The sequence below is a fragment of the Streptomyces vinaceus genome (assembly GCF_008704935.1).
Taxonomy (GTDB): Bacteria; Actinomycetota; Actinomycetes; order Streptomycetales; family Streptomycetaceae; genus Streptomyces; species Streptomyces vinaceus.
Genome location: NZ_CP023692.1, coordinates 73492 through 94794 on the forward strand (window position 1 = coordinate 73492; position 21303 = coordinate 94794).

A 21303-nucleotide genomic window follows, 5' to 3' on the forward strand; every position below is an offset into this window, starting at 1 on the left:
GGCGCTACGGCTTCCCAGGCCGCCTCGATCTGCCCCTGTGTGCTGTCACCTCGCGGAGGCCGGTGCATGTCCCTCGAAGGAGAGTTTGCTCGGCGAGGGTGCCGGCCTTGCGGTCAGGCTCCGATTGCGGACTCGGTGTCGGGATGGAGCGCGAACACCTGGTCCAGTCCCACGACGCGCAGGACGCGCAGGGTGTTGGCCGGGACTGCGGCGAGTGCGATGTCGGCTCCGGCCGACTGGGCGTGGTTGCGGGCGGCGATCAGGGCGCTGATGCCGCTGGAGTCGCAGAACTCCATGCGTGCCAGCTCCAGGACGAGGCGCTGGCCCCGCTCCAGGGGGAGCGTTTGGAGGAGGTCGCGCAGGGCTTCGGCGGTGTCGTAGTCGAGTTCCCCGATGACTTCCACGACTGGGCCATTCGGGGTGTCCCGGACGGTGAGGTCCAGTGGGTTCATGCCGGCTCCTCGGGGGCGGGGACGCCGAGCGCGAGGAGGGCGGTGTCGTCGTCCAGGCCGTCGCCGAAGCCGTCCAGCAGGCTGGTCATTGCCTCCATGACCGCATGCGGGGGGCGGCCGGCGTGGTGGGTGGCGAAGGCGCGCAGGGCTTCGTCTCCGTACAGGTCGGTGCGGCTTTCGCCAGTGCGGGCTTCGGTGAGGCCATCGGTGTAGAGCAGGAGAGTATCGCCCGGGGCCAGGGTGGTGGTGGCGGGGGTGAAGGGCGCGTCGGGCAGGATGCCGACGAGGAGGCCGCCGGGGGTGGGTAGGAAGTCGGCTGTGCCGTCGGCGCGCAGGACCAGGGCCGGCGGGTGGCCGCCGGAGGCCAGGTGGACCGTGATCTGCCCGGTCTGGGGGGTCGGGCTCCAGGGTGCCGACGATGGCGGTGCAGTAGCGGGGGTCGCCGCCGCTGTAGCGCTCGTGAAGGACTCTGTTCAAGGTTATGAGGGCGGAAACGGGGTCGGGGTCGTGCAAGGCCGCGGCCCGCAGGGTGTAGCGGGTGAGCGAGGTCACCGCCGCGGCCTGGGGGCCCTTGCCGCACACGTCGCCCAGAAAGAAGCCGAAACGCTTGCCGTCGACGGGGAAAATATCGTAGAAGTCGCCTCCGAGCCGGTCGGGAGAGGCGGTGCGGTAGTGCGCGGCACTCTCCATGCCGGGTATGGGCGCCAGGGTGTCGGGCAGCAGGGATGACTGGAGTGCGGCGAGGGCGTCCTGGAGGCGGGCGCGGTCGGCTTCGGCCTGCCGGTGTGCTTCCTCGGCGGCTCTGCGGGACCGCAGCAGTTCCTCTTCGTAGGCGCGGCGGTCGCGGGCGTCGAAGAGGGTGGTGCGGATGAGGAGCGGCTCGCTCGTGGCCCCGTGTTTGACCGTGGAGGAGACCAGCACCGGAATTCGGACCCCGTCGGCGTTCTTGATCTCCAGGGCGACGCCGCCGAGCTCGCCCTGCATGCGCAGCAGCGGCGCGAAGTGCGTCTCGTGGTACAGCCTGCCGCCCGCGGTCAGCAGGTCGGTGAACCGCATCCGGCCCACCACCGCCTCCCGGTTCAGGCCCAGCCAGTCCAGCAGCGTCGTGTTGATCTTCGCGACGGTGCCGTCCATCAGCGTGGACAGATACCCGCACGGTGCGCTCTCGTACAGTTCCTCCGCACTGTCCTCCAACAGCGCGGCGAACGCCGCATCCGAGGTCTTCTCCTCGCCGGCGTCGTGCGGGTCGCTGTGCTGATCGGTGCGGCACATCACCGCAGTCCGGCCAGGAAGCCGGTGATCGCCTGGTTGGTGGCTTCAGGCGCGGACATGTGCGGGCAGTGCCCGGTGGCGTCCAGGGTGACGAGTGTCGAGCCAGGAACCGTCTCGTGTACGAAGGCGCCGACCTCGCGCGGGGCGATGGCGTCCTGGGTGCACTCCAGCACCAGCGTCGGCACGCTCACCTTCTTGAGGTCCTCCCGCGAGTCGGAGAGGAAGGTGGTGCGGGCGAAGACGCGTGCCATCGCCGGATCAGTGGCGCAGAAGCTGTTGGTCAGCTCCTCACCGAGCTCGGGCCGCTCCGCGTTCCCCATGATCACCGGCGCCATGGCAGCCGACCACCCCAGGTAGTTCGACTCCAGCGAATCGAGCAGCTCCTCGATGTCCTCGGCGGAGAATCCGCCCCGGTAACCCTCGTCGTCGATGTAGCGGGGGGAGGGCGCCACCATCACCAGCGCCCCGATCCGCTCCGGAGCCATCTGGGCGGCCAGCACACCGATCATCGCGGAGACCGAGTGCCCCACGAACGCCGCGCCGCGCAAATCGAGCGCTTCGCACACGTCCACCACGTCCTGCGCGTAACCGCTCAGGGATGCGTAGCGGGTCTCGGAGAACGCGGAAAGCACGGAGCGGCCCGAGCCGACGTAGTCGAACAAAACCACCCGATAGTCCTTGACCAGCGCGGGGAGGGTGAGACGCCACATGTTCTGGTCGCAGCCGAACCCGTGCGCCAGAACCACCGTCGGGCCGTGGGGATTGCCGGTGACCGTGACATTGTTCCTGCGCTGGATATCCATACCCAGCAGTCTCTCAGGCCCCACCCACCACTCTCGCAAACCCCCGGGTCACCCCACACACCCCACCCCACACCTCCACATGAAGTCCGTACGCGCGTCTCTCGCCGCAGGTGAGAGCCGTGCCCAGGCCGTCGCCTGGCTCTCGCGCCGAGCCTGGGCTAGCAGGTGCCTTGCACGCGATGGCTTCCTGGGTTCGGTGGTGGTCGCCCACCGCCGAGCGCGGAGCGGATCAGCCGGGGTCAACGACTCGATCCGGTCACGCATCGCATCAGTGATCATTGACCGGACGGACACATCCGATTACCTGACCAACGGATCAAAGAGACACGCCCCTAGCGCGCCCGGACCATGCCGTTCGGGCGCGCCCCGTCGGCGCGCGCAGCGTGGTACTCAGGCGGGTGCGCAGGTGTAGGAGGGCGTTGAAGTCCGCGATCTGCGTGAACCGGGTCAGCAGGCGGTCGATGAGGAGGTCGTCGCCGGCTCCCACTGCTCGTACGATCGCCTCGACTGTCTCCCGCACGGCGGGAGATAGTCCCGTACGGCCAGCCGCGCCATCGTCGGCAGCCGCCCGGCTCTCTGCGGACAGCAGCCTCACCTCGTCACGCACGGGGTCGGTTCCACGAGCCGACAGGCACAATGGGGGGCTTTGCGTGCGGGCTGTGTGGTCATGGCCCGATTCTGCGCTGCCCCGAGGTCAGCCAAACGGTGGGCCGGTGACAAACCTGAGCCTGTGCGCCGCAGGGTTGGGCAAGCGGTCTCGGCTGTTCGGGCGTGTCCGGCCTCGGGCGCCTTCATGGCGGGTGGCCGGCGGAAGGGGTTACTCGCAGGCGACTCCGTCGACGTGGGGCACATGCGATCGCCGAGTACGCCGGCCTTCGGCCGGACCCGGCGGCAACGGATACCACGGCCACGGCCACGGGACGTCTGCTCGGCCTCGACGCCATCCAGGCCAGGCTGGAGGTCCTCGCGCGGGAGATGTCCAACGGGCGCCCCTCGGTGATGCCGGGCGGAGCCCAGAGCCAAGCCAGCCTCGACGCTTCGAGGCCGCTCGACGACACCGCCATGCGCAAGGGCATCGCCCTGCTGACGCTCTACCAGGACAGCGCACGCCACGACCCCGCGACGCTCCCGTACGCGCGGTGGATGCCGAGCAGGGGGCATGGTGCGCACCTGCCCCACGCTCCCTCACGGATGCTGATCTTCGACCGCAAGGCCGCCGTCGTCCCGATCGATCCGTCCGCGACGAAACGCGGCGCGCCGTGTGTCCGGGAGCCGGGGGTCGTCGCCTCGCTCAGGCTGCTCGCGTCCGGCCTCACGGACGAGGTCGCCGGGCCGGCGGCTCCGGATTTCGGCGCGCAGCGTGCGAAGGCAGATGGCAGATGGCAGATGGCAGGACTGATGGAACGCCTGGAGACGTCGAGCCGCTTCGAGGCGGGGCTCAAAGCGGCCCAACGCGGCTGGCTCCAGAAGCCGCGGCGCCGACGCCGCGCGGCCAAAGGGCACGTCGAGCCCTCCGCGGGGCACAGCGCGACGCCGTGACACCACGCGGCCGCGCCCCGGGACCCGTACCGCTCCTCCCCGATCCGCCAACGCCCGGCCCCGTCCACGTACCATTCCCGCGGCAGGACGTCATCCCAGAACACCACCGCCGGCCAGAACCAAGGCCCACACGTCACCGCCGATCCGCTCGCCGCCCGCTGACGTCGGCACCCGCACCGCCGAACGCCTCATCAGCAGAGCCCCCACGTACACCGCCTGAACCTCAAAGCCGTATGCAGACCGACCAGGTCGGGTGATGCGGAAACGGATCATCGCGGGGGGGTGCCGCCTTAGCGGCAGCGCAGAGCCGCGACAGCGACCAGGCGGGCGCCGGCAAGGGCCGATCCCCCAGGAAAGACAGCCCGCAAGATGCCAGCCCGCTGGTTGGTACCGGCTGCCGAGCAGCGTCGACCCGCCCTCAACGGCCGTGCGGCCACACGAGGGGTGAGCACGTACTCGTCGGCTGAGTCGAGGATCAACCCGTTCTTGCGGCGAAACGCGTAAATCAGTGGCCGTTCTCGCGAACAGGGCCATGCAGAAGGTGCACGGAGGCGCGGCCGCGTCAGCCAACGGGCGGCGCACCACAAGGCCGCGCCTCCGTACGACGGACCTCGGTCCGTGGGGTGGTGGGGCGGCCCGGTGTTACTGCCGCCAGAGCGCTCTGGTCACCGGGCCTCGCCCGCGCACGCCCTATCGACGCGGACTGCACCCGACCATAACCACGCCCGACCACCGCCCCGCGTCAGAAGCACAGCATTCGACATCCCGTGTGACAGGCGCAGGCGAGCGTTGACGCCGGTGCTGACGCCACCACCACCAAAGCCTTCCCCTACTCATCCGCGCCTTCCCACGTACGAGTAGCCCCAGCGTCGCGGCGACCAAGGATGAGGAGCCGCCTGCCGCGTACGCCGGGCCTTGGTGACGGCAGCTGAAGATCCGGTGACGGCCCGCGCAGCAGGCCCAGGGCCATGCCTGTCGTCGTCCGAAAGGGGCTCCGGTGGGCAGGGGGAGGCCGGTCGGGGCGGTCAAGGTGTGGGCGCGGGAAGGGTGGTCGCCTCGTGGCGGCGAGCCCTGGGGCTTCCGTCGAACGATCTTCCGCTCAGGCATCGATCGCCTGGGGACCCATCCCTTCCCACGCCCCCCCACATAAATGAAAGGTCAACCAATCTGAAAAGGTCCCCGCGCCGAAAAGCCCACGCCGGCCGCCTACACGACGAGCTGCGCCTGACGCTCACTCCGTCGAGGGACCCCGGCTCGCCATCAAACCCCGCCGGTGGAAGCCCCGCCCGACGCGCCCAAGGCGCGCTTCGGTCCGGGACGAGCACCTCCCACGCCCCCTCAAACGGTGGTTTGACCGCGTTAGGACCATGAAGGCCGCGGCGGCGCCCCTAACTTCGGGTGTGCCGACGGCCCGGGGAGGCCGCCTGCACCACCCCAGACGGGAAGAGACCGCACATGCCCATGAGCAAGAAGACCCGCGCAGCCGTGTGGACCAGCGTCGGCCTCGGACTCCTCGCCGGCGGAACTTGGGCGGGAACAGCGGTGGCCGCACCCCCCGGCTCCGCGAAGGTGACCGCCCCCTACGCGCAGGCAGCGGCCGTGGTCAACGCCAACGGCAGCGTCAACCGGTCCAAGGGCATCGAGGCCGTCACCAAGCCCGCAGCGGGCCACTACTGCGTCGAGCTGGAGGACAAGGACCTCGACGTCCGCAAGCTCGTCCCCACCGCCACCCTGCAGTACATCAGCTTCGAATACGACATCCGGATCTCGATGTGGCCACACCCCTCGTGCGGGACCCGCACCGACACCTTCCTCGTCATCACCGGAAAGCCCGGCGTCTACGAAGACGCCTCCTTCTCCATCGTCGTCCCCTAACCCCCTCTCCAGGACCGCGGACGGGCACGACAGGTTCCCCTGCCCAGCGCCGGTCCGCGGCCCCTCCCCGCATCGAAACCAAGGAAAGGGGCTGCAGCCAGCCGCCAGCACCCAACCCGTACCGCGGTCACTGGCCCGGTCGGCGCTGACCTCAGCGACTAGGAGCTGTCCGGCCGATCATGGGACTGCCGCCTGGCCGGACCCTTGTCCCGTGTACGAGGTGGGGAAAGCGGTGATTGTTCCTCGGCACCGTCGCAGCTGCAGCTGCGATCGTGTGGCTTCGTTCATGACCGGCCACTCGTGCTCAAGTCGAGTGCGGAAGCTCTGCCGACCGCGGCAAACAGGATGAGTGGCAACTCCTTGTCGGCCTGGCCGATCGCCAGCGCGAGCCAACAGCCTCTGTCGGGAAGCGGCCACACCTGCATTCTCACGACTTGTTGGCTGAGGTAGTCGAGTGGCTCTGGCACCGGCTCGCCCTCGCAACTGGCGCTGAGATACGGTCCGAGGTCCACGACGAACGCATTGCCCCACCGAGTCGTCAGGCGTGCGGCCAGGTCGTCGAGGCAGGTCTGCAGCTCTGCTTCGGCCGCGACCCGGGCCTGCCCGTCCTCGTCATCCCAGAAGTCCCGACTGATCATCAGTACGCGCACATGATGCTCTGGCCCGCCTTCCCCGGAGGTGTCGGCATAAGTCGCCGCCGGGAACGGCTGCACGGCCAACTCGTCAATTGTCGCGAAGTGCTCCTCGGTGCTCATGGGCGCAGCCTACGAGAGCGCGCAGACACCTCCCGCCGACCCGCACGCGAACCCGTGATCCCCCGGACAGTTCCTGGGCCGGGGTGGCCGAGTGTGGTGTCCAGGACCGACGCCGCCTCGCCGTGAAAGGTCCCACTGGCTGAGAGGTCTGGACGACGACATGTTTCACGATGCCCGGCGTGGGCCGCGCCACGGCGGGCACAGGTCGTGGAGTGCGCTACGGTTCGCGCGACTGCTCAGCGCTGCTTGGACGCGAACCCGGTGGCTGGCGGGGTGCCCGTCTGTGCAGGAACGGCGCCATGTTTGGAGCTGGGAGCGCCGGGCCTACCTTGCGGGGGTACGCTCCCGGGGCCTGCCGCTCGACTGGGTGCCGGCCACCACATCCCTGCGCGCCGGTACAGACGAGGCAGAAGGGCATAGAAGCGGTCGGGAAGGAACACGGCATCCGCAACGATCATCGCGCCGGAGAAGAGGGGCAGTCCCAAGAGGACGGCGATGCCGATGTGCATGCCCAGCAGCACGGTCAGCACGGGATACTTGAGCCTGCCGAAGAGCACGAACGGGAAGGCGACCTGCAAGAGCACCGTCACGTAGCTGGCGATCGCGATCACCATCGGGTACGCGTCCACGAGATGGGAGAGCGTGGGCCACGGCTGGAAGAGTTCGAGGTTCAGCGCGTAGTGGAGAGCCGTGCCGCTGCCCCAGGTCGGGCCCTGGATCTTGTACAAGCCGGCTGATCCGTAGAGGAAACAGACCTGTGCCGCGATGACGAGCATGCCGCAGTTGTGCACCACGGTGGTCAAGGTGTTTCGGGCATCGCGGAGTTGGAGTGTGCAGCTCCTCACCGAGTCCGGCGCGTTGCCTGCACCGGCTGTCCGCAGCCGGTTTCTGCGTGCGTCCAGGGACCAGCGTCGGCCGCAGGCGGTGAGGACGAGGTAGAGGGCCATCAGCAGGACCAGGTTGTCGCCCCCATCCGTCATGAAGATCGATCTGGCATGGAACGAGGTCACCACGACGGCGAAGAGGACGGACGTGGCGCGGGTCCGCCAACCCAGCATGAACAGCGCGGAAGTGAGGAGGGCCGTCACGTAGCAGAGTTCGAAGTAGGTGCGGCTGTCGGACAGGACCAGGATGCTGTTCCAGCCCGTCTGGTCGAAGAGCCGGCGTGCCAGCGTGGGCGTCCAAGGGGAGTTGGGGCCCCAGATTTCGTCACGGTGCGGGAACTCGCGCAGTAGGAAGATCAGGTAGAGCAGTCCGTAGCCGATGCGCATCACCGCCGCGGCGTACAGGGACACGGGCCGGTCAGTGAGAAGGGCCCACGACGCGGCGATCCGGTCGAGGGTCCGCTGGTGGGCCGCGCCGACGAGCGAGGTCTCCTGGGCCGCGGGTCGGTGCGTCGTGGCAGCCGTGGCAAGGGCTGAGAGATCTGCTCATTTCCCATGGGAGGTCACCTTCCACCAGGGCAGGAGCCGGTCCTCGGTGGGTGCCGGCGGGCGGTTCCCGGCTGCTGTGCCGGGCGCGGCGACGGGCACGGTGACGACCCGAAGCTGAATGAAGTCGAAGGCGCCGCCGTCGTTGTGGGCAGCGACGCGGTCCGCGGCGATGTTGCGCAGGTAGTTCTGCAACATGACGGCCCGTTCCGAGCGTGCCGTGTCGCTTCCTCCGTGAGTCTCGACATAAGAGGTCCAGGCGCGGCGCAGAAGGTTTTGCGACGTATGGCTTGGAAAAACATTGTGGTCGACTGCGGAATTATCCACAGCAGCCAGGTCGAGCCAGGGGGTTACCTTCACCGACCCATCGGAGTCAGCATGTGCGGTCCTCGCCAGGATTTTCCGGTTGAAAGAGTCGGGGTCCGGGGCGAAAAGCCGCCAGTTCTGTTCGAAGAGCGGGTAAACCCACCCGTTGACTTGTGAGCTGTAGCGCTTCGATACAGGGTTGGAGGGGGCTACATGAAGGAACACCAGGACGACATGGACCAGAGTCGTGAGCAGGCACAGGGCTACGGCAGTGTGGAGCCCTGCTTTCACCACCCCAGCACCCATGGGCCGCTCAATCGGCCTGACCCGTTCATCATGATGCTCTTGGGGGGCCGGACCGAAATCGGACTGATGAAGTTCCTTCACACCCGCAGATTCAATTCCGCTCGACACCGCCCACCCGGTCTTTCTCATGTCTGCCGTTCGCCTGAGGTATCCGCGACTCTGACCGACGGCGTGCGGCGGATTCGCTGAGGATTCCACCGCACGCCGTGATCCGATGCACGGGCTTCGTGCAGCCTGCTGCCTAGCCCTCGTGGCCGTTGGGACCCTCGTAGCCCGCGGGCTTGTTGCCATAGCCGTAGTGCTCGCCAGGCTTCCCGCCATGGTCGTCGCCGGACCCCGGCTTACCCTGCTCCTTGTCGTGACCCTTGCCCGGCCCGCCGCCGTGCGCGGGACCACCGGGCTTGCCGCCGTGCACTCCGCCGGTGATCGCCCCGCCGGTCGTGTTCCCGGCCGTGTTGCCCGCGGTGTTGCCGGAGGTGTTTCCGGCGATGTTCCCTGAGGTACCGCCGGAGACGAGGTCGACGATCGGTCCGCCCAGGAGGCCGCCACCAATCAGCCCCACGGTCGTGCCGGTCGTCGATCCGGGGGTCGGCGTTCCGGCGGTCGTGCCGGTCGTCGTACCGGTCGTCGTACCGGTCGTGGTCGTTCCGGTGGTGGTGCCGGTGGTGGTGCCGGTCGTGGTGCCGGTCGTGGTCGTTCCAGTCGTCGTACCCGTGGTCGTGCTGCCGGTGGCGCACCCGCCGAGGAAGATCCGGTTGTTGTCCATCGTCACTTCGCCGTTACGGGCCAGCGCCCGGCCCTCGACGTTCGTCCCCGTTCTCAGGAAGATCGAGGTCAGGGCCATGATGGTGCCCACGAAGGTGGTGTTGGTGTTGAGCTCGGCCGAACTCCCGATCTGCCAGAACACGTTGCACGGCGAGGCGCCGTTCGTGAGGAGGATCCGACTGGAGGTGGCCGTCGTCAGGGCTGCAGGAATCTGGAACACCCAGACCGCGTTGGGATTTCCTCCGGCATTCAGGACCAGGTCGCCCGTGAGTCCGACGCTGCCGGCGGGGTCTCTCGTGTAGACGCCCGGAATCAGCTCCGTGGGGCCGGACGTCCCGGACCCGATTGCCGCCGGAAGGTCGAAGTCCTCGGCCTGTCCAGCCGCGTTGTTGTACGCCACGATCAGATCGCTCTTGGCCTGGAGGGCAGCCGCGTCCGCAGGATGCACGGCACCGAGCACCAGCCCGGGCGGGAATCCTGTGATGGCCGGATTCGGGTGCGTCCCGAGGTCGTGATCGATCACCGTCGGGCCGGTGTTGGTCACACCCTGACCTGCCAGAACGGAGTAGCTGGCGGTGGTGCCCAGAGGCACGGGTGTCGCGATGGCCAGTGCCTGCGTCGGCAATCCGGCGACCATGACAGCGGCAACCGTTACGGCGACAGCCGAGGCCAGAAAGCCGGACAGAGTGCGGCGCTGAGCCGCTTGGTTTTTCAGCTTCATCAAGAGGCCATTTCTGTGTGGACCGTGGCGCACCGGGCCCTACCGTTCGCCCGAGAAGCCCTTGCATGTTGCCGCCGCATATTACACAGAAATTTTCGCGCGCCAACCGCGAGTAAGACACGGAGGGGGATTAATACAAACACATTCCCGCGGCTGATTTTCGATACAAATAATAAAACTCATATTGTCGATAACCCGACATTCCCCCCACATGGGCAGTACTCGATTGACCCACAAGAGGCAGCACCGCACACCTGCTTCAATAATCCCGGCCACCGCAGACGGAGATGTACTGCCAGTCAGGCGATCTCGCGAACCCTGCGTGACGGGCGTGGCGGCAGTACGTCGCCACTCCCCTGCCCTCTAGCCACTGACCTGTGCAAACGGAACTGAGCTGCGACGAGTCGCTACACGCTTCGCGCCACACGCCCCTGCCGGAGAGGGAGAAGGTGTCTGAGGAGGCCGACAAGGAGAGGGCCGAAACGCCGAGCAATGCCACCGGCGTCCGTCAGCCCCAGAGCGAGCGGCGATAAAGCGGCCGCCCCGGGCGTCAAACAGTCCGAGACGGCGGCTCCGGCGAAGAATCGGACGCATGCCGAGCCGGAGCGGGCGGAGTTGGAAGGGCGGGCCAAGGCCGACCTGTACGAAAAGGGCACACCGCGGCTGGGATACCCGGCCGCTCAACCAAGACCCGCGACGAATTCCAGCGGCCACTCACCTGGGCAGACGCGCCAGAAGGCCTGACCCGCCGGCTCCCGTGCCGGTTCCGGAGGCACGCGGATCGCTTCCGCCTTCCGAGCCAAGGCGAAGTGCCTGCCCGCTGGGGCGTTTCTGGTCCCGCAGGATCCCTGGCGGCCGGCAGCAGGACCCCGAACCCCGGTCCGCTGTCCGGCTTACAGCGCAGGTATCGCTCCTGATGGGGGCGTGACACTCTGACGACAGGCCCTTGGCCCGGTTCAGGCGGACTGAGATTCGCGCGAGCCTGGTTCAGGACGAGGCAGGAGCAGGGGACAGCGCGGTGTGCACCGCGAAGGCGCCGAGCAGGCCACCCGCCGTGAACCGCTGGGCAGTCATGGCGCGAGGCCGGGCGGTCAGGAATCCCGACACCCGCGCTGCGCCCAACATGATCAGAGCGTTCACCGAGATCCCCACGATGATCTGCACCCCACCGAGCTGGAGCAGTTGTCCCCATGCCGGACCTGCCTGCGGTTCCAGCAACTGGGGCAGCAGGGCGGCGTACATCAGAGCGATCTTGGGGTTGAGCAGGTTCGTCAGCAGCCCCATCGAAAACAGGCGAGCGTTAGAGACCGGAGTCAGGTCCTGGGCCGGGGCGAAGGGCGAGCTGCCCCCGGGCTTGAGCATGCCCCAAGCGAGGTAGGCCAGGTAGGCGGCGCCGGCGAGCTTGACCGCCATGAACGCCACCGGCACGGCAGCGAACAACGCCGACAGGCCCGCGGCCGCGGCCAGTAGGTAGCACACGAATCCGACAGCGGTTCCACTGAGGCTGACCAGGCCCGCCCTGCGACCCTGGGTGATCGCACGGGAGGCGAGATGGATCATGTTCGGCCCCGGAGTCAGGGCCATGCCCAGTTCGACCAGAGCCACACCTGCCACCGCGGTCAGAGTGATCACCGGTCATCCTCCTGGTCGTTCGTCAGCCACATGATGCGAAACGGGTGACCGCCTTACAAAGGACGGCTGCCGCGCATCAGCAGCACCTGTCATGCCTCAGCAGAGTACGGCCCCGCCGCTCGCTGCCTTCAGGCGCCCCCGGCGCCGTTTCCGGCCCGCCGACGAGAGCCCGCAGCTGAGCGCCGGCACGGTCGCGGCCCGCACAGCTTCAGGTTGACTCGCCGAGGAGTCCGGTCCAGGCGGAACCAGAAGGGCATCCTGGCGACGAACGCGACCGCGTCCGGCCGGGCCGGCGGGACGTGGAGTTCGCGGACGGTGTCGACCAGGTCGGGAAGCGGCCCTCCCGCCGGGCCTGGCAGCAGCGGACCGCCGCCGATACGTCGGCGGCGTGTGCGGCAGCACGCCGTGGAGACGGCCAGTACATCGCCTTTCGGGGCGTGACCTTCAGCAGCGCATCTCTGTCCGCGATCTGCCGCGCCCGGTCCACGACGACCGCCCGTGTACCGAATCCGTTCACAAGCCATACCCATACATGTACGCCGCCCGCTCCCGGACCCAGGCCAGCCCTCTTCCCCGGTGGGCCACTTGGCGGCCAGGAGGCGTCCTCTCCTGGTCACTTTTTCGAGTCCGGCCTTGTGGAGCTCCTTGGACTCGGGCGAGTCGCGCTTGGAGGAGCCAGACGGTGCCGAAGATGTAGAGGAAGAACTGCAGGTACTCCGACTGCCAGTTCTCGGATACGTCGACTGCGAAGACCGAGGACATCACGTACCCACCGAGCGTCAGCTGCTGCAATCCGTCGGCGGCCAGGTCTTCGTTGAATCCGGGTTGTCCCGCGAGCGCCTGCCCGGCCAGGACCAGGAGGAACGCGCCGCCGGAGGTGAGGGTGAGGCTGTTGTCCCACCAGAAGCTGCCTCCGGCGCCCTTGGGCCCCTCGCTCACCGGTGCATCGCCCCGATCGCGATGAAGTAGCCCAGCCCGCCCAGGATGACCACCAGGCAGGTGATGAACAACAATCGGACCTCAGCCGCCCTTCAACGAACATCGGTAGGGCATGTCCGCCTGCGGTTCGCAGCCTGCGCCCACGATCTTCCAGCCGTCGTTGAACTGCGACAGGAACAGCGTGTCCCGCGCCATGCGCAGCAGAGCCTGCCGTCCGTAGACCTGCGTGGCGCGCACCTGGCCGGCTGCGGGGGAGTTCCCCGCCGGCCAGGGCCGGACCGCAGGGCTTGGCAGCGTCCTCCGTGAGCTGCCGGCGGGTCCGCGGAGCAAGCAGCGTGCACGCGCCGGCGTAGTCGGAGCGCGCGAGGGCCGCCTCGAAGGTGGTTGCAGCCCGGCGCGCGCCGTCCAGGCGTGGTTCCGAGGCCCCGCAGGCGCACAGCACCAGCGCCGCTGCCACAACCAGCGCCACGGCCGGGGCTGGCGGGGTGGACTGCCGGCGCAGGACGGGGCGCCGAGGACGGAGCAGGTGGAGCTCCTCGCGCAGCAGCACGATCGCGTCCCTGTCGATTCCCTTCTCCTGGTAGTCGGAACGGCCGAAAGTCGGGGATCGGCGCCACCATCGCCCGCAGACCGGGCCGTCCGCTGCCTCGGCACACAACGCCACGACAGATCACCCAACCGGGCTAACCCCGGGAACACCGGCCAGCGCGGGCTGAGGGAACAGGGCATGGGGTCGCCACGCAGTTGGGTGAGGTCGCGCATGACCCGGGCCTGCTGCGGCCCTGCCCAGCGACGGAGCCAGTCGCGAGTGGGCGCAGCAGAAACGTCCACCCCCGCTGACGGGGGCGTGTCGGTCCGCAGGGAGAGCCGTTGTCATGGTGTGAGTGAATGTGACGACCTCAAGGACGGGGAGTGGGCCGTGATCCGCGCGCTGTTGCCGCGCTGCGGGCCTGGCGGGCCGGATTACCGGGCCATCGTCAACGGCATCCTGTGGCAGCAGCGCGGCGGACGGCGCTGGCACGACCTGCCCACCCGCTACGGACCCTGGCACCGCTGCGCCGAACGCCTGCGCCTGTGGCAGACGGACGGCACCTGGCACAACGTCCTCACCTACTTGGCCGCCAGCCGGCCGCTCCCCCGCCACACGGACCAGACCCGCGACACGGCGAAACCTTCCCTCACGCGGGAGGCGATCGATGACTGGAACAGCCCATGGCTTCCATAACCGCCGCCGTGATCAGGGATCTGTCTGCGCGCGCAGGGGCGAGCCCATTGAAGCAAGGAGCATTTTGGGTGGATTCGCCGCGCAGGGACCTCCCTCGGGCTGCACGATCAGGGGACCCCTGGGCGTGCCGTTCGGCGGGGCGTTTCGTACGCTGCCGCCATGGCTTTCACTCCTGTTTCTCCTGCTCAGGCACTCGACGCGCTGCTGTCCGGCAACCGCCGGTTCGTGATAGAAGCGCCTGCCCATCCCAACCAGGATGCCGCCCGGCGGGCGGAGCTGGCACCTGCCCAGAAGCCGTTCGCGGTCGTTCTGGGCTGTTCCGACTCGCGGCTGGCCGCCGAGATCATCTTCGATCAGGGCTTGGGCGACCTGTTCGTCGTCCGCACCGCCGGGCACGTCCTCGGTGCGGAAGTCCTCGGCAGCATCGAGTACGGCACCAGCGTGCTGGACTGCCGCCTGGTCGTGGTGCTGGGCCACGACTCCTGCGGCGCCGTCGCAGCAGCCCGCGCCGCCGTCGAGGACGGCCTGCCCGCCGCCGGCTACGTCCGCGACGTCGTCGAACGCGTCACCCCCAGCGTGCTCGCCGCCCGCGCCGCGGGATCGACCACGGACAGCGACTTCATCGACGCCCACATCCAGCACACCGTGGACCTGCTCCTGGAGCGCTCCCGCGTCCTGGCCGACCAGGTGGCCTCCGGCCGCACCGGGGTGGTGGGCCTCGCCTACCGGCTTGCCGAGGGCAACGCCCGGCTCGTCACCGCCCACGGCATCCCCACCACGACCGACACCCTGTCGGCCTGACCCGCCGGCCGGCACTCGCACTCCCGCCTCAAGCGAGGGGGCCGGGACCTCGCTAGTGGTCCCGGCCCGGTTCTCGCGTGCCATGCGCCGGGTTCGTCATCCAGCGGCGTCGGGCTGGCGCCGCTGGATGGCGGACCTCCGCTGTCGATTCACGTTCGATTTCGGGGAAGCCGGTCTGCTGTGCACGCGCCCGTTCGCGGGCGGCACCGGGTCAGTTGGGCGGCTGCGCCTTCTGCTCGAATGGCTCCGCAGGAGGCGCTGCCTGCACGAAAGCCCGTTACTGCGGGATCGCCTCAGTCGCCTTGGGCCCTGCGACCGGAACGGGATCGGCCGTGCGGGGTCAGCGTGAGGACGTGCTCCTGGAGGATCGGCAAGGCGGGCGCGGTCCGCGTCTGTCACGGGTTCGACACCTGGGCCGGCTGGGTCAGCCCTCTTCGCGTCTCTGACGAAGGGCGGGGCCGGTCAGGCGTCCATGTGGTCGGCGATCACGTTGGGCGTGGGCTCGGCGGAACTGAGGTCGGTGTTCGACCCGCGGGCCACCGAGCCCGGAGCGAGGGCGTGCCGTGCCGATGCGCCGTTGGTTTTCCGGCCGTGGGCGCTGCTATTGCGGGACGTCCATGTGGAGACGGACGGTGGTGCCCTGGTCGGGGGTAGAGCGGATTTCGACCAGATCGCAGAGTTGGTGCGCGAGCCACAGACCGCGGCCGCCGATCTGGTTCGCGTCCGGGCGGGTGCGGCCTGCCATCACGTCGGAGATGTAGCCGGCGTCACGGAACTCGGAGAGGAACGTGGAGTCCTGCACCCAGGTGCGCAGGGTTCCTCGGCCCCCGCCGTGGCGGATGCTGTTCGTGGCGATCTCTGTAACGGCCACGGCAAGCTTCGGTAGCCGGTCGTCCGGTACACCGGCGTCGGACGCGCACTGGGAGACCTTGGAGCGGATCGCCGCCAGGTCACCGTTCGTATAGCTCAGCTCCTGGTACGGATCGCACGGGTCGGCCAGGGCCTCGAAGGGGTATTCCTCCGCGGTGAGGTACTGCTCGTTGCGTACGTACCGGTGTTCCTGGCGGATCAGCGGATGGCAGCGGGAGAGTGACTGCAGGGCGTCTTGGTCCCCGTCGGCAGCGTCGTAGGGGCACAGCATCGACCAGGCTGGGCTTTGTGCGAAGGCGCGGTTCAGCAGCCATTCGTGGTAACGCATCTCGGAGAGATGAGCGGCGTTGCGCGCCTGACGCCAAGCGGTTTCGCCAATGCCTCGTACGGGCCTGTCCCCCTCGCCCCGCTCGCTCATCCAGGCCGTCCAGGCCGCGATCAGCCGGCCCGGACTGGGGCTGACCGTCGTGTCGACGAAGGTGACGGCCGGCTCGTCAGCCAGTTCATCCCGCAGCAGCGACGCCCTGTCCGATGGAACGGCGACGACCACCGCCTCTTCGGCTTCCAGTGCCTCACGGATGAAACCGAGCGTTCCGGTCAGAAACTGTGCTTCCCCACGATAGGGATAGAACTGGTGACGGAATCCGTTCATGTCCGGTTCGGAAGGGTGCGCGGGAACGGTCATGGTCATGCTGCCATCACCACCGGTACCTCGTCGGTTGCGTAGCCCGCGAGTTCCCAGCACAGGCGAACTGTTTCGCTCGCGCCTTCCACCACGATCCTGCGGCCAGGAAGGTGGCGGGCCGCATCGACGAGAGCGTGCATTCCGGCAGCGTCGATCATCTCAAGGGTGTCGAAGCGCAGTTTCATCACGGGTGGGCGTTGTATCGCTGCACGTACGGCAGCGTTGAATGCCGATGCGCATTCCGAATCGATCACTCCGTCAACGCTCCAGCTGTCGGCGCCCGTACTGAACATCCGGAAGGCCGGACGTTCAGCTCGTTTGCCCATCTCGTGCGGGTGCACACATACCACGTGTTCCAGCGTAGTCGCCTGCCACTGCGAGGGGTGAAAGGCGCATACGACGATGGCGCCGCTCTCCGAGGCGAACTCGTCCAGCTTCAGCTCCCGGGACAGCCAGTCCTCGGCGCTGTCGGACGCTGTCGCGGGGATCCCCTCGGCCAGCACACGTACCGATCGGTACCCCTCACGTGCTGCGGTCCGGGCCTCGCGGCGAACGGCGTCCAGAACGGAGTCGGGGTTTGTCGGGTGGGGAAAGTCCAGCATCACCGAAGTGGAGGGCACAGCGACCCGCGGGAGGCCGGAAGTGGCGCCGCCAGAGCCGACGACCACGATCTTGTCCCCGTACAGGGCTCCGTCCGCTACGTAAGCCCGCGCGTCGGCAGGGAATCGGGCAGCCTCGTCCATGAGCCAGCAGACGTGGTCCCCGAGCTCGACCTCGTCCAACGTCGACAACGCCCGCGTCGCTCTCACCTCGCCCCTTCCCGGCCTCCCGGCCCAGTCCTGCGAACCAGCACAATACTGCGTCCGGCGGAGTGATCGTTAAGCCCATCGCTCTCAAGCACAGAGCCACAGGACCACCGACCGCGCGGCACTCACCGCCCTCCCGCTGACGGCGCCGCAACAGGTGTCCGCTGGCCTCGATCCCTCTGCTCAAGGCAGCGGCATCATGGCCCGGGACAGCGTTCCCGCACCGGCTCAGCCGCTCGACCCCGCGCCCGTCGCGCTGCGGCCCAGCGTGGGTGCTGGCCTGACCGCCGCGATGGGCCAGGGCCCCGCCCGGGGGGCCGCTCCGTTGCCTCACGGCCCGACTGGAGGAGACGTTCCTCAGCAGTCTGCTGGGAATGGCCACAGCGGCCGTGGCAGGCCTGCTCGGCCGCCGCCGCCGGCCCTGACACCCGACGCCGTCATCGCCGCCCATGATGAGCCGTACAGCCGCTCGGGGCGGCGGGGTCGGAGCGCAGGCGCCCCCATGGGGCGGCCCGCCGAAGGCGCTCGGGTTTCCTGGCGGCGGGGTGTGCACCCCACCCAGTTAAACGATCCGGACACCGATCCGGTTTCAGGCCGGGCCGCGTTCCATGAGAGCCCGGGGTTGACTCCTGCCGCCGGTACGCGGTGGGGCGGGCCGCCGGCTCCGCTCAGCGTCACAGGGAGAGGTAGTAGTGGCCGACCGCGGACAGATAGCTGGGGTCAGCTGTCTCGCTGTCGGTGGTGAACCGTGGAGCGGCTTTGATCTGCTCCCGGCTCGGTGCGACCTTCACCGTCTGCGCTTCGGTGTCGATGCCGATGACGGCACCGGCCGGGATCAGCACGCTCCGGCCGAACACCCACGCTCCGGTGTCGACCACCAAGTGCTGCATGCCGGGCTGGTCCTGCTGGCGGTCCACATGCCCGACGGCGCCATCAGCGGCCTCCACGGTGAACCCCACCAGCGACTGCCCCGATGTATAGCCGCTGTCCTGCGCGTACATCCACACACTGCTCACAGAGCCGCCCCCGCACCCTCGGCAACCAAGGCCCCGGGGGGCCTCCTCGATCCATATCGTCCCCCGCATTCCCCTGCCTGCGCAGGACAATCGAAGGCTGCGGCCAATGAACCTCGGCCGGGACGCGGCCGATGGAGCCCGGCACTTGCGATGGCCAGGCGGCCGAGGAAGCCCGTGCCGGGCACTGTTGACGCGCCGCCCGGCGCGTCGGAGAGCAGGCCGCATGGCGTGTGGACGGCGCTCACCAGTGCGGAATCACGATCTCCCAGCCCCCCTGCCCTTTACACCCCGCGCGCACAGCTGAACAGAGGGTAGCCCCCCAGTACATCCGTTCGAGATCCAGGCGGTCGGTGGACACGTCAGCGCCCCCGCCGACCCGCGAGCAATCCCGGAGCGGCGATGAATCTTGCTGGTCAGCCGGTCAGTCGCGGTGGAACAGGAGTGCGCCGCCTCTTGTCCGGAGCCTGCCTTCTTCACGCGGACCTTTCACCGCCGGGACTCCGGGCGCGGGACGGCCGGGGGCTCAGGATCCGAAGACGCGCAGCACGCGCGGAGCGTTGGGCAGGTCTTCAGGGCGGGCGGCGGTGCCGGTCAGGGGCATCAGATGCCCGTTGGCGCAGTCGTCGAGCCGCTGATGGTCGATCTCCCAGTCCCAGCCGTCCGGGAGCGCTGGGGAACTGGTGGCGTAGAGCGGCTGGCGGCAGGACCGACACCAGTAGAACACCCGGCCCCTCACACTGATCCGCCGCGCCGGCACGGCACGCGGCCGCCGGGCGTGGGCGCCGGACTGCCACCGGGCAGGCTGAGCCCGTCAGGACGGGCAGGTGCCGGCCAGAAGAACCAGAAGAACCAGAAGAAACGGAATAGATCATTCACGTCAGCTGAAACGATCCGCCCGCCTCCACGTCACCGCTCCCGCCCGAGAACCGACCTTCTGATAGTCGAACCCACCGACGCGGCAGGTCTCGCGAAGACGACCGTGGCTTCCGGGCACGACCGGGACCAGATTGCAGACCACGCGACCGCGACTGCGAACAGTGCGGCGTCCGGGACCGGCCGGGGAGAAAGCCGGTGGGGCGGCACCCCGGCTTGCCGGGGGCGCGCCATCGTTCACGGACGACTGCGGGCAGCCGAAATCGAACACGGGGTGAGGCATCCGCAGGACCCAGCCTCGCCCTGCCATCGTCGCGAGTCCGTGAGCGAGCCGGCCGGTGACTCTCGGGCAATGGGGATGTGTCCTACCGACGCCGACCCGGCGGGGCTAGCCTTGCTGCTGCGGCTCGGCGACGGATCTTTTGCGCCACAGGCGGGCAGCGGGGGTGGGACGCCGGGAGACATCCACTCCGGCGGTTACCGGATGAAAGCGGGGGAAAGTGCGCGATATGGAACAGTCGACGGTGTCTGACCAGCTCCTGCCCGAGTCTCTGGGAGCGGGCCTCAGCTGCGCGGAGGCCCGCGATTCCGCACGCGAAGGCCTGGCCGGTCTGAACCTACCCCCCGCTGAAATGGACAACGTACTGACGGTGGTGACCGAGATGGTCTCCAACGCCAGCCGCCACGCCGGCGGCGCCACCGCGTTCCACGTCACCGCCGGGGCAGGCGCCGTCACCGTCGAGGTGTCCGACCGCTCAACCTCTGCGCCCCGGATCCAGCCCTGGGCACCGGATGAACCCGGCGGCTTCGGCTGGCGGCTGGTCAATCAGCTCGCCACCACCGACGTCCACATCCACCGCGACGGCAAGACCATCACGGCCACGCTCACCGCCGCCACGACCGGCCGACCCTGACCCCGTCGGCGCTCAGCCGATCTCCTCGCCGTCCTCACGCATCTCGAACAGGGCAAGCGTCCCGGTCATATCGAGCAGGCGGTGCAACTGGTCCGGCAGCGGCCCCGCCAAAGACAGCGAGCGAGTGTTGCGCAGGCGGATCAGAGTGTTGAGGAACGAAGAGTCCGCGAAGGTCACGTTCTTCACATCCAGCACCAACGGCTTCGCTCTGGTCGTCTCTCGCTCACAGGTGGCCTGCAGCAGGCCGACCGTGTCCTGATCGAACTCTCCGGAGCAGGCCACCACACATGCCCTGTCCGCCTCGGCACGAACCGTCACCCTCGGCGACCCCATACGACCCTCCGGTCCCGCTCTCCATCAACACAAACCGTCCTACACCGCACCGTACGGGGAACCCGACCGAAACGACACCACGCCTGAAGCCCCAGCCGCGAGCCCTTGACGAACCCTCTCCCCACAGACCTTCGCCCGCGCCCATGAGCGCGGCGCGCACAGCGGGCAGCCTGGCCTCCGACCGCACACTCCGGCGCCGGAGCCGACGCGGCCGTGCGGGCGCCGCGAACCACGGTGGACCGGGAGCCTGCACGGCGTTGTGCCCGGTATGAACGAGACATCGAACCTGCCGGACATCCTCCTCGACAGCGTCACCGAACCCCGTCTCAAACTCACCAGCGCGGACACGGCGCGCGCGTTGACGGTGCTCGGAGGAAGCCCTGGGTGGCGCCGAGCATTTCTGCGGATCGGCCCACGATGCAGGCGGGTTAGTCGTCTGAGGTAGGCAGGGTAGTCGTCGTCATCGAGACGGCCGAACGAGTTGCCTGCGGTCACTGCACCTCTCTGGGGACGCCGTGGAGGGGCCCGGGTGCCGTTGCGGCACCCGGGCCCCGAAGGAACTGCTACACCATCTGCCGGCCCTCGTACTGCGCCGGCCTCCTGTTTCCGCCGACCCGACCTGACTTCGGCCGGGAGTGCGGGGATCGCGGTTGCTTGACCGGAGACCACCTCACTATCGATGTCCTGCGGTACCCGGACCCAGAATTCCGCCCGGGCGATCCTGATGGCGCTCGGCTCCTCCGTTCTTCCCTCTGGATCGATCACTTACCAAACGGGAACTGCGAACTGCTGTTACTGCTTTTCCTACTGGTGGCCTCTCTCAGCGCCACTTCGGCAGCCAGCCCCGTCGCCCATCCTGCATCCGCTCTGGCTTAGAACCCCACTGCCGAACCTCCCGGTGCGCGCGCCCGCAGCCGACGCCTTCACCGAGGTACTTCTCACTGACATCACTGCTGGTACTGCGAACTGCACTTACTACGGGCAC

The 21303-nt window shown here is 68.6% G+C and carries 19 protein-coding genes and 2 pseudogenes; 5 read left to right on the top strand and 16 right to left on the bottom strand.

Features of this window, described 5'->3' with window-relative positions:
- Positions 1-113 precede the first annotated feature (113 nt).
- From CP980_RS00370 to CP980_RS35460, 4 genes and pseudogenes are all read right to left on the bottom strand, one after another.
- Positions 114-452, bottom strand: coding sequence for an STAS domain-containing protein (locus CP980_RS00370; protein WP_150492225.1), 339 nt, complete (start codon positions 450-452; stop codon positions 114-116).
- A pseudogene (locus CP980_RS00375) lies at positions 449-1724 on the bottom strand (PP2C family protein-serine/threonine phosphatase). Before CP980_RS00375 ends, CP980_RS00370 begins: the two are co-directional and overlap by 4 nt.
- Complete coding sequence (locus CP980_RS00380) at positions 1724-2527, bottom strand: alpha/beta fold hydrolase (RefSeq protein WP_132752911.1); 804 nt, start codon at positions 2525-2527, stop codon at positions 1724-1726. The pseudogene CP980_RS00375 and the gene CP980_RS00380 overlap by 1 nt, the downstream one beginning before the upstream one ends.
- A gap of 169 nt (positions 2528-2696) precedes the next feature.
- A pseudogene (locus CP980_RS35460) lies at positions 2697-2821 on the bottom strand (IS5/IS1182 family transposase); the annotation flags it as partial.
- A 768-nt stretch (positions 2822-3589) separates the two neighbouring features.
- Between CP980_RS35460 and CP980_RS00390 the strand changes: the two are divergent.
- Positions 3590-4066 carry a LuxR family transcriptional regulator gene (locus tag CP980_RS00390; RefSeq protein WP_150492226.1) on the top strand — a complete coding sequence of 159 codons (477 nt, stop codon included), beginning with the start codon at positions 3590-3592 and terminating at the stop codon, positions 4064-4066.
- A 1461-nt stretch (positions 4067-5527) separates the two neighbouring features.
- A complete protein-coding gene (locus CP980_RS00395) occupies positions 5528-5941 on the top strand; it encodes a hypothetical protein (RefSeq protein ID WP_167535759.1) in 414 nt (137 codons plus the stop codon).
- Positions 5942-6225: 284 nt separating this feature from the next.
- Here the strand turns inward: CP980_RS00395 and CP980_RS00400 are convergent, their stop codons facing one another.
- From CP980_RS00400 to CP980_RS35660, 7 genes are all read right to left on the bottom strand, one after another.
- Entirely contained in the window at positions 6226-6696 is a 471-nt protein-coding gene (locus CP980_RS00400) for a hypothetical protein (RefSeq protein WP_150492227.1), read from the bottom strand.
- A gap of 236 nt (positions 6697-6932) precedes the next feature.
- Positions 6933-7991, bottom strand: coding sequence for an HTTM domain-containing protein (locus CP980_RS00405; protein ID WP_244328222.1), 1059 nt, complete (start codon positions 7989-7991; stop codon positions 6933-6935).
- A 135-nt stretch (positions 7992-8126) separates the two neighbouring features.
- The gene (locus tag CP980_RS00410) at positions 8127-8867 is read right to left on the bottom strand and encodes a DUF5819 family protein (protein WP_150492228.1); all 741 of its coding nucleotides are present in this window, start codon (positions 8865-8867) and stop codon (positions 8127-8129) included.
- Between the two features lie 112 nt (positions 8868-8979).
- Complete coding sequence (locus tag CP980_RS00415) at positions 8980-10224, bottom strand: ice-binding family protein (RefSeq protein ID WP_150492229.1); 1245 nt, start codon at positions 10222-10224, stop codon at positions 8980-8982.
- 987 nt (positions 10225-11211) lie between these two features.
- Positions 11212-11856: a LysE family translocator gene (locus CP980_RS00420; protein WP_150492230.1), complete on the bottom strand. Its 645-nt coding sequence runs from the start codon at positions 11854-11856 to the stop codon at positions 11212-11214.
- Between the two features lie 513 nt (positions 11857-12369).
- A complete protein-coding gene (locus CP980_RS00425) occupies positions 12370-12795 on the bottom strand; it encodes a DUF6766 family protein (protein ID WP_308439403.1) in 426 nt (141 codons plus the stop codon).
- Positions 12796-12876: 81 nt separating this feature from the next.
- Entirely contained in the window at positions 12877-13032 is a 156-nt protein-coding gene (locus CP980_RS35660; RefSeq protein ID WP_229907262.1) for a hypothetical protein, read from the bottom strand.
- Between the two features lie 643 nt (positions 13033-13675).
- Between CP980_RS35660 and CP980_RS00435 the strand changes: the two genes are divergently transcribed.
- Together CP980_RS00435 and CP980_RS00440 are read left to right on the top strand one after the other, a co-directional pair.
- On the top strand, positions 13676-14020 hold the full coding sequence (locus CP980_RS00435) for a transposase (RefSeq protein ID WP_165937167.1): 345 nt from the start codon (positions 13676-13678) through the stop codon (positions 14018-14020).
- Positions 14021-14179: 159 nt separating this feature from the next.
- Positions 14180-14821, top strand: a complete 642-nt coding sequence (locus CP980_RS00440; RefSeq protein ID WP_132752925.1) for a carbonic anhydrase — start codon at positions 14180-14182, stop codon at positions 14819-14821.
- Positions 14822-15422: 601 nt separating this feature from the next.
- Here the strand turns inward: CP980_RS00440 and CP980_RS00445 are convergent.
- The 4 genes from CP980_RS00445 to CP980_RS00460 all read right to left on the bottom strand — a co-directional run bounded on the left by CP980_RS00445 (position 15423) and on the right by CP980_RS00460 (position 18922).
- Positions 15423-16382, bottom strand: coding sequence for a sensor histidine kinase (locus CP980_RS00445; protein WP_150492231.1), 960 nt, complete (start codon positions 16380-16382; stop codon positions 15423-15425).
- A complete protein-coding gene (locus CP980_RS00450; protein WP_132752929.1) occupies positions 16379-17185 on the bottom strand; it encodes an MEDS domain-containing protein in 807 nt (268 codons plus the stop codon). The genes CP980_RS00445 and CP980_RS00450 overlap by 4 nt, the downstream gene beginning before the upstream one ends.
- A 671-nt stretch (positions 17186-17856) precedes the next feature.
- On the bottom strand, positions 17857-18183 hold the full coding sequence (locus CP980_RS00455; RefSeq protein ID WP_229907264.1) for a PRC-barrel domain containing protein: 327 nt from the start codon (positions 18181-18183) through the stop codon (positions 17857-17859).
- A 538-nt stretch (positions 18184-18721) separates the two neighbouring features.
- A complete protein-coding gene (locus tag CP980_RS00460; protein ID WP_150492233.1) occupies positions 18722-18922 on the bottom strand; it encodes a hypothetical protein in 201 nt (66 codons plus the stop codon).
- A 658-nt stretch (positions 18923-19580) separates the two neighbouring features.
- On the opposite strand from CP980_RS00460, the gene CP980_RS00465 reads away from it, so the two are divergent.
- On the top strand, positions 19581-19985 hold the full coding sequence (locus CP980_RS00465; protein WP_150492234.1) for an ATP-binding protein: 405 nt from the start codon (positions 19581-19583) through the stop codon (positions 19983-19985).
- 12 nt (positions 19986-19997) lie between these two features.
- Here the strand turns inward: CP980_RS00465 and CP980_RS00470 are convergent, their stop codons facing one another.
- Positions 19998-20303 (bottom strand): STAS domain-containing protein, encoded by a 306-nt coding sequence (locus CP980_RS00470; protein WP_165937169.1) that lies wholly within the window; start codon positions 20301-20303, stop codon positions 19998-20000.
- Positions 20304-21303 lie beyond the last annotated feature (1000 nt).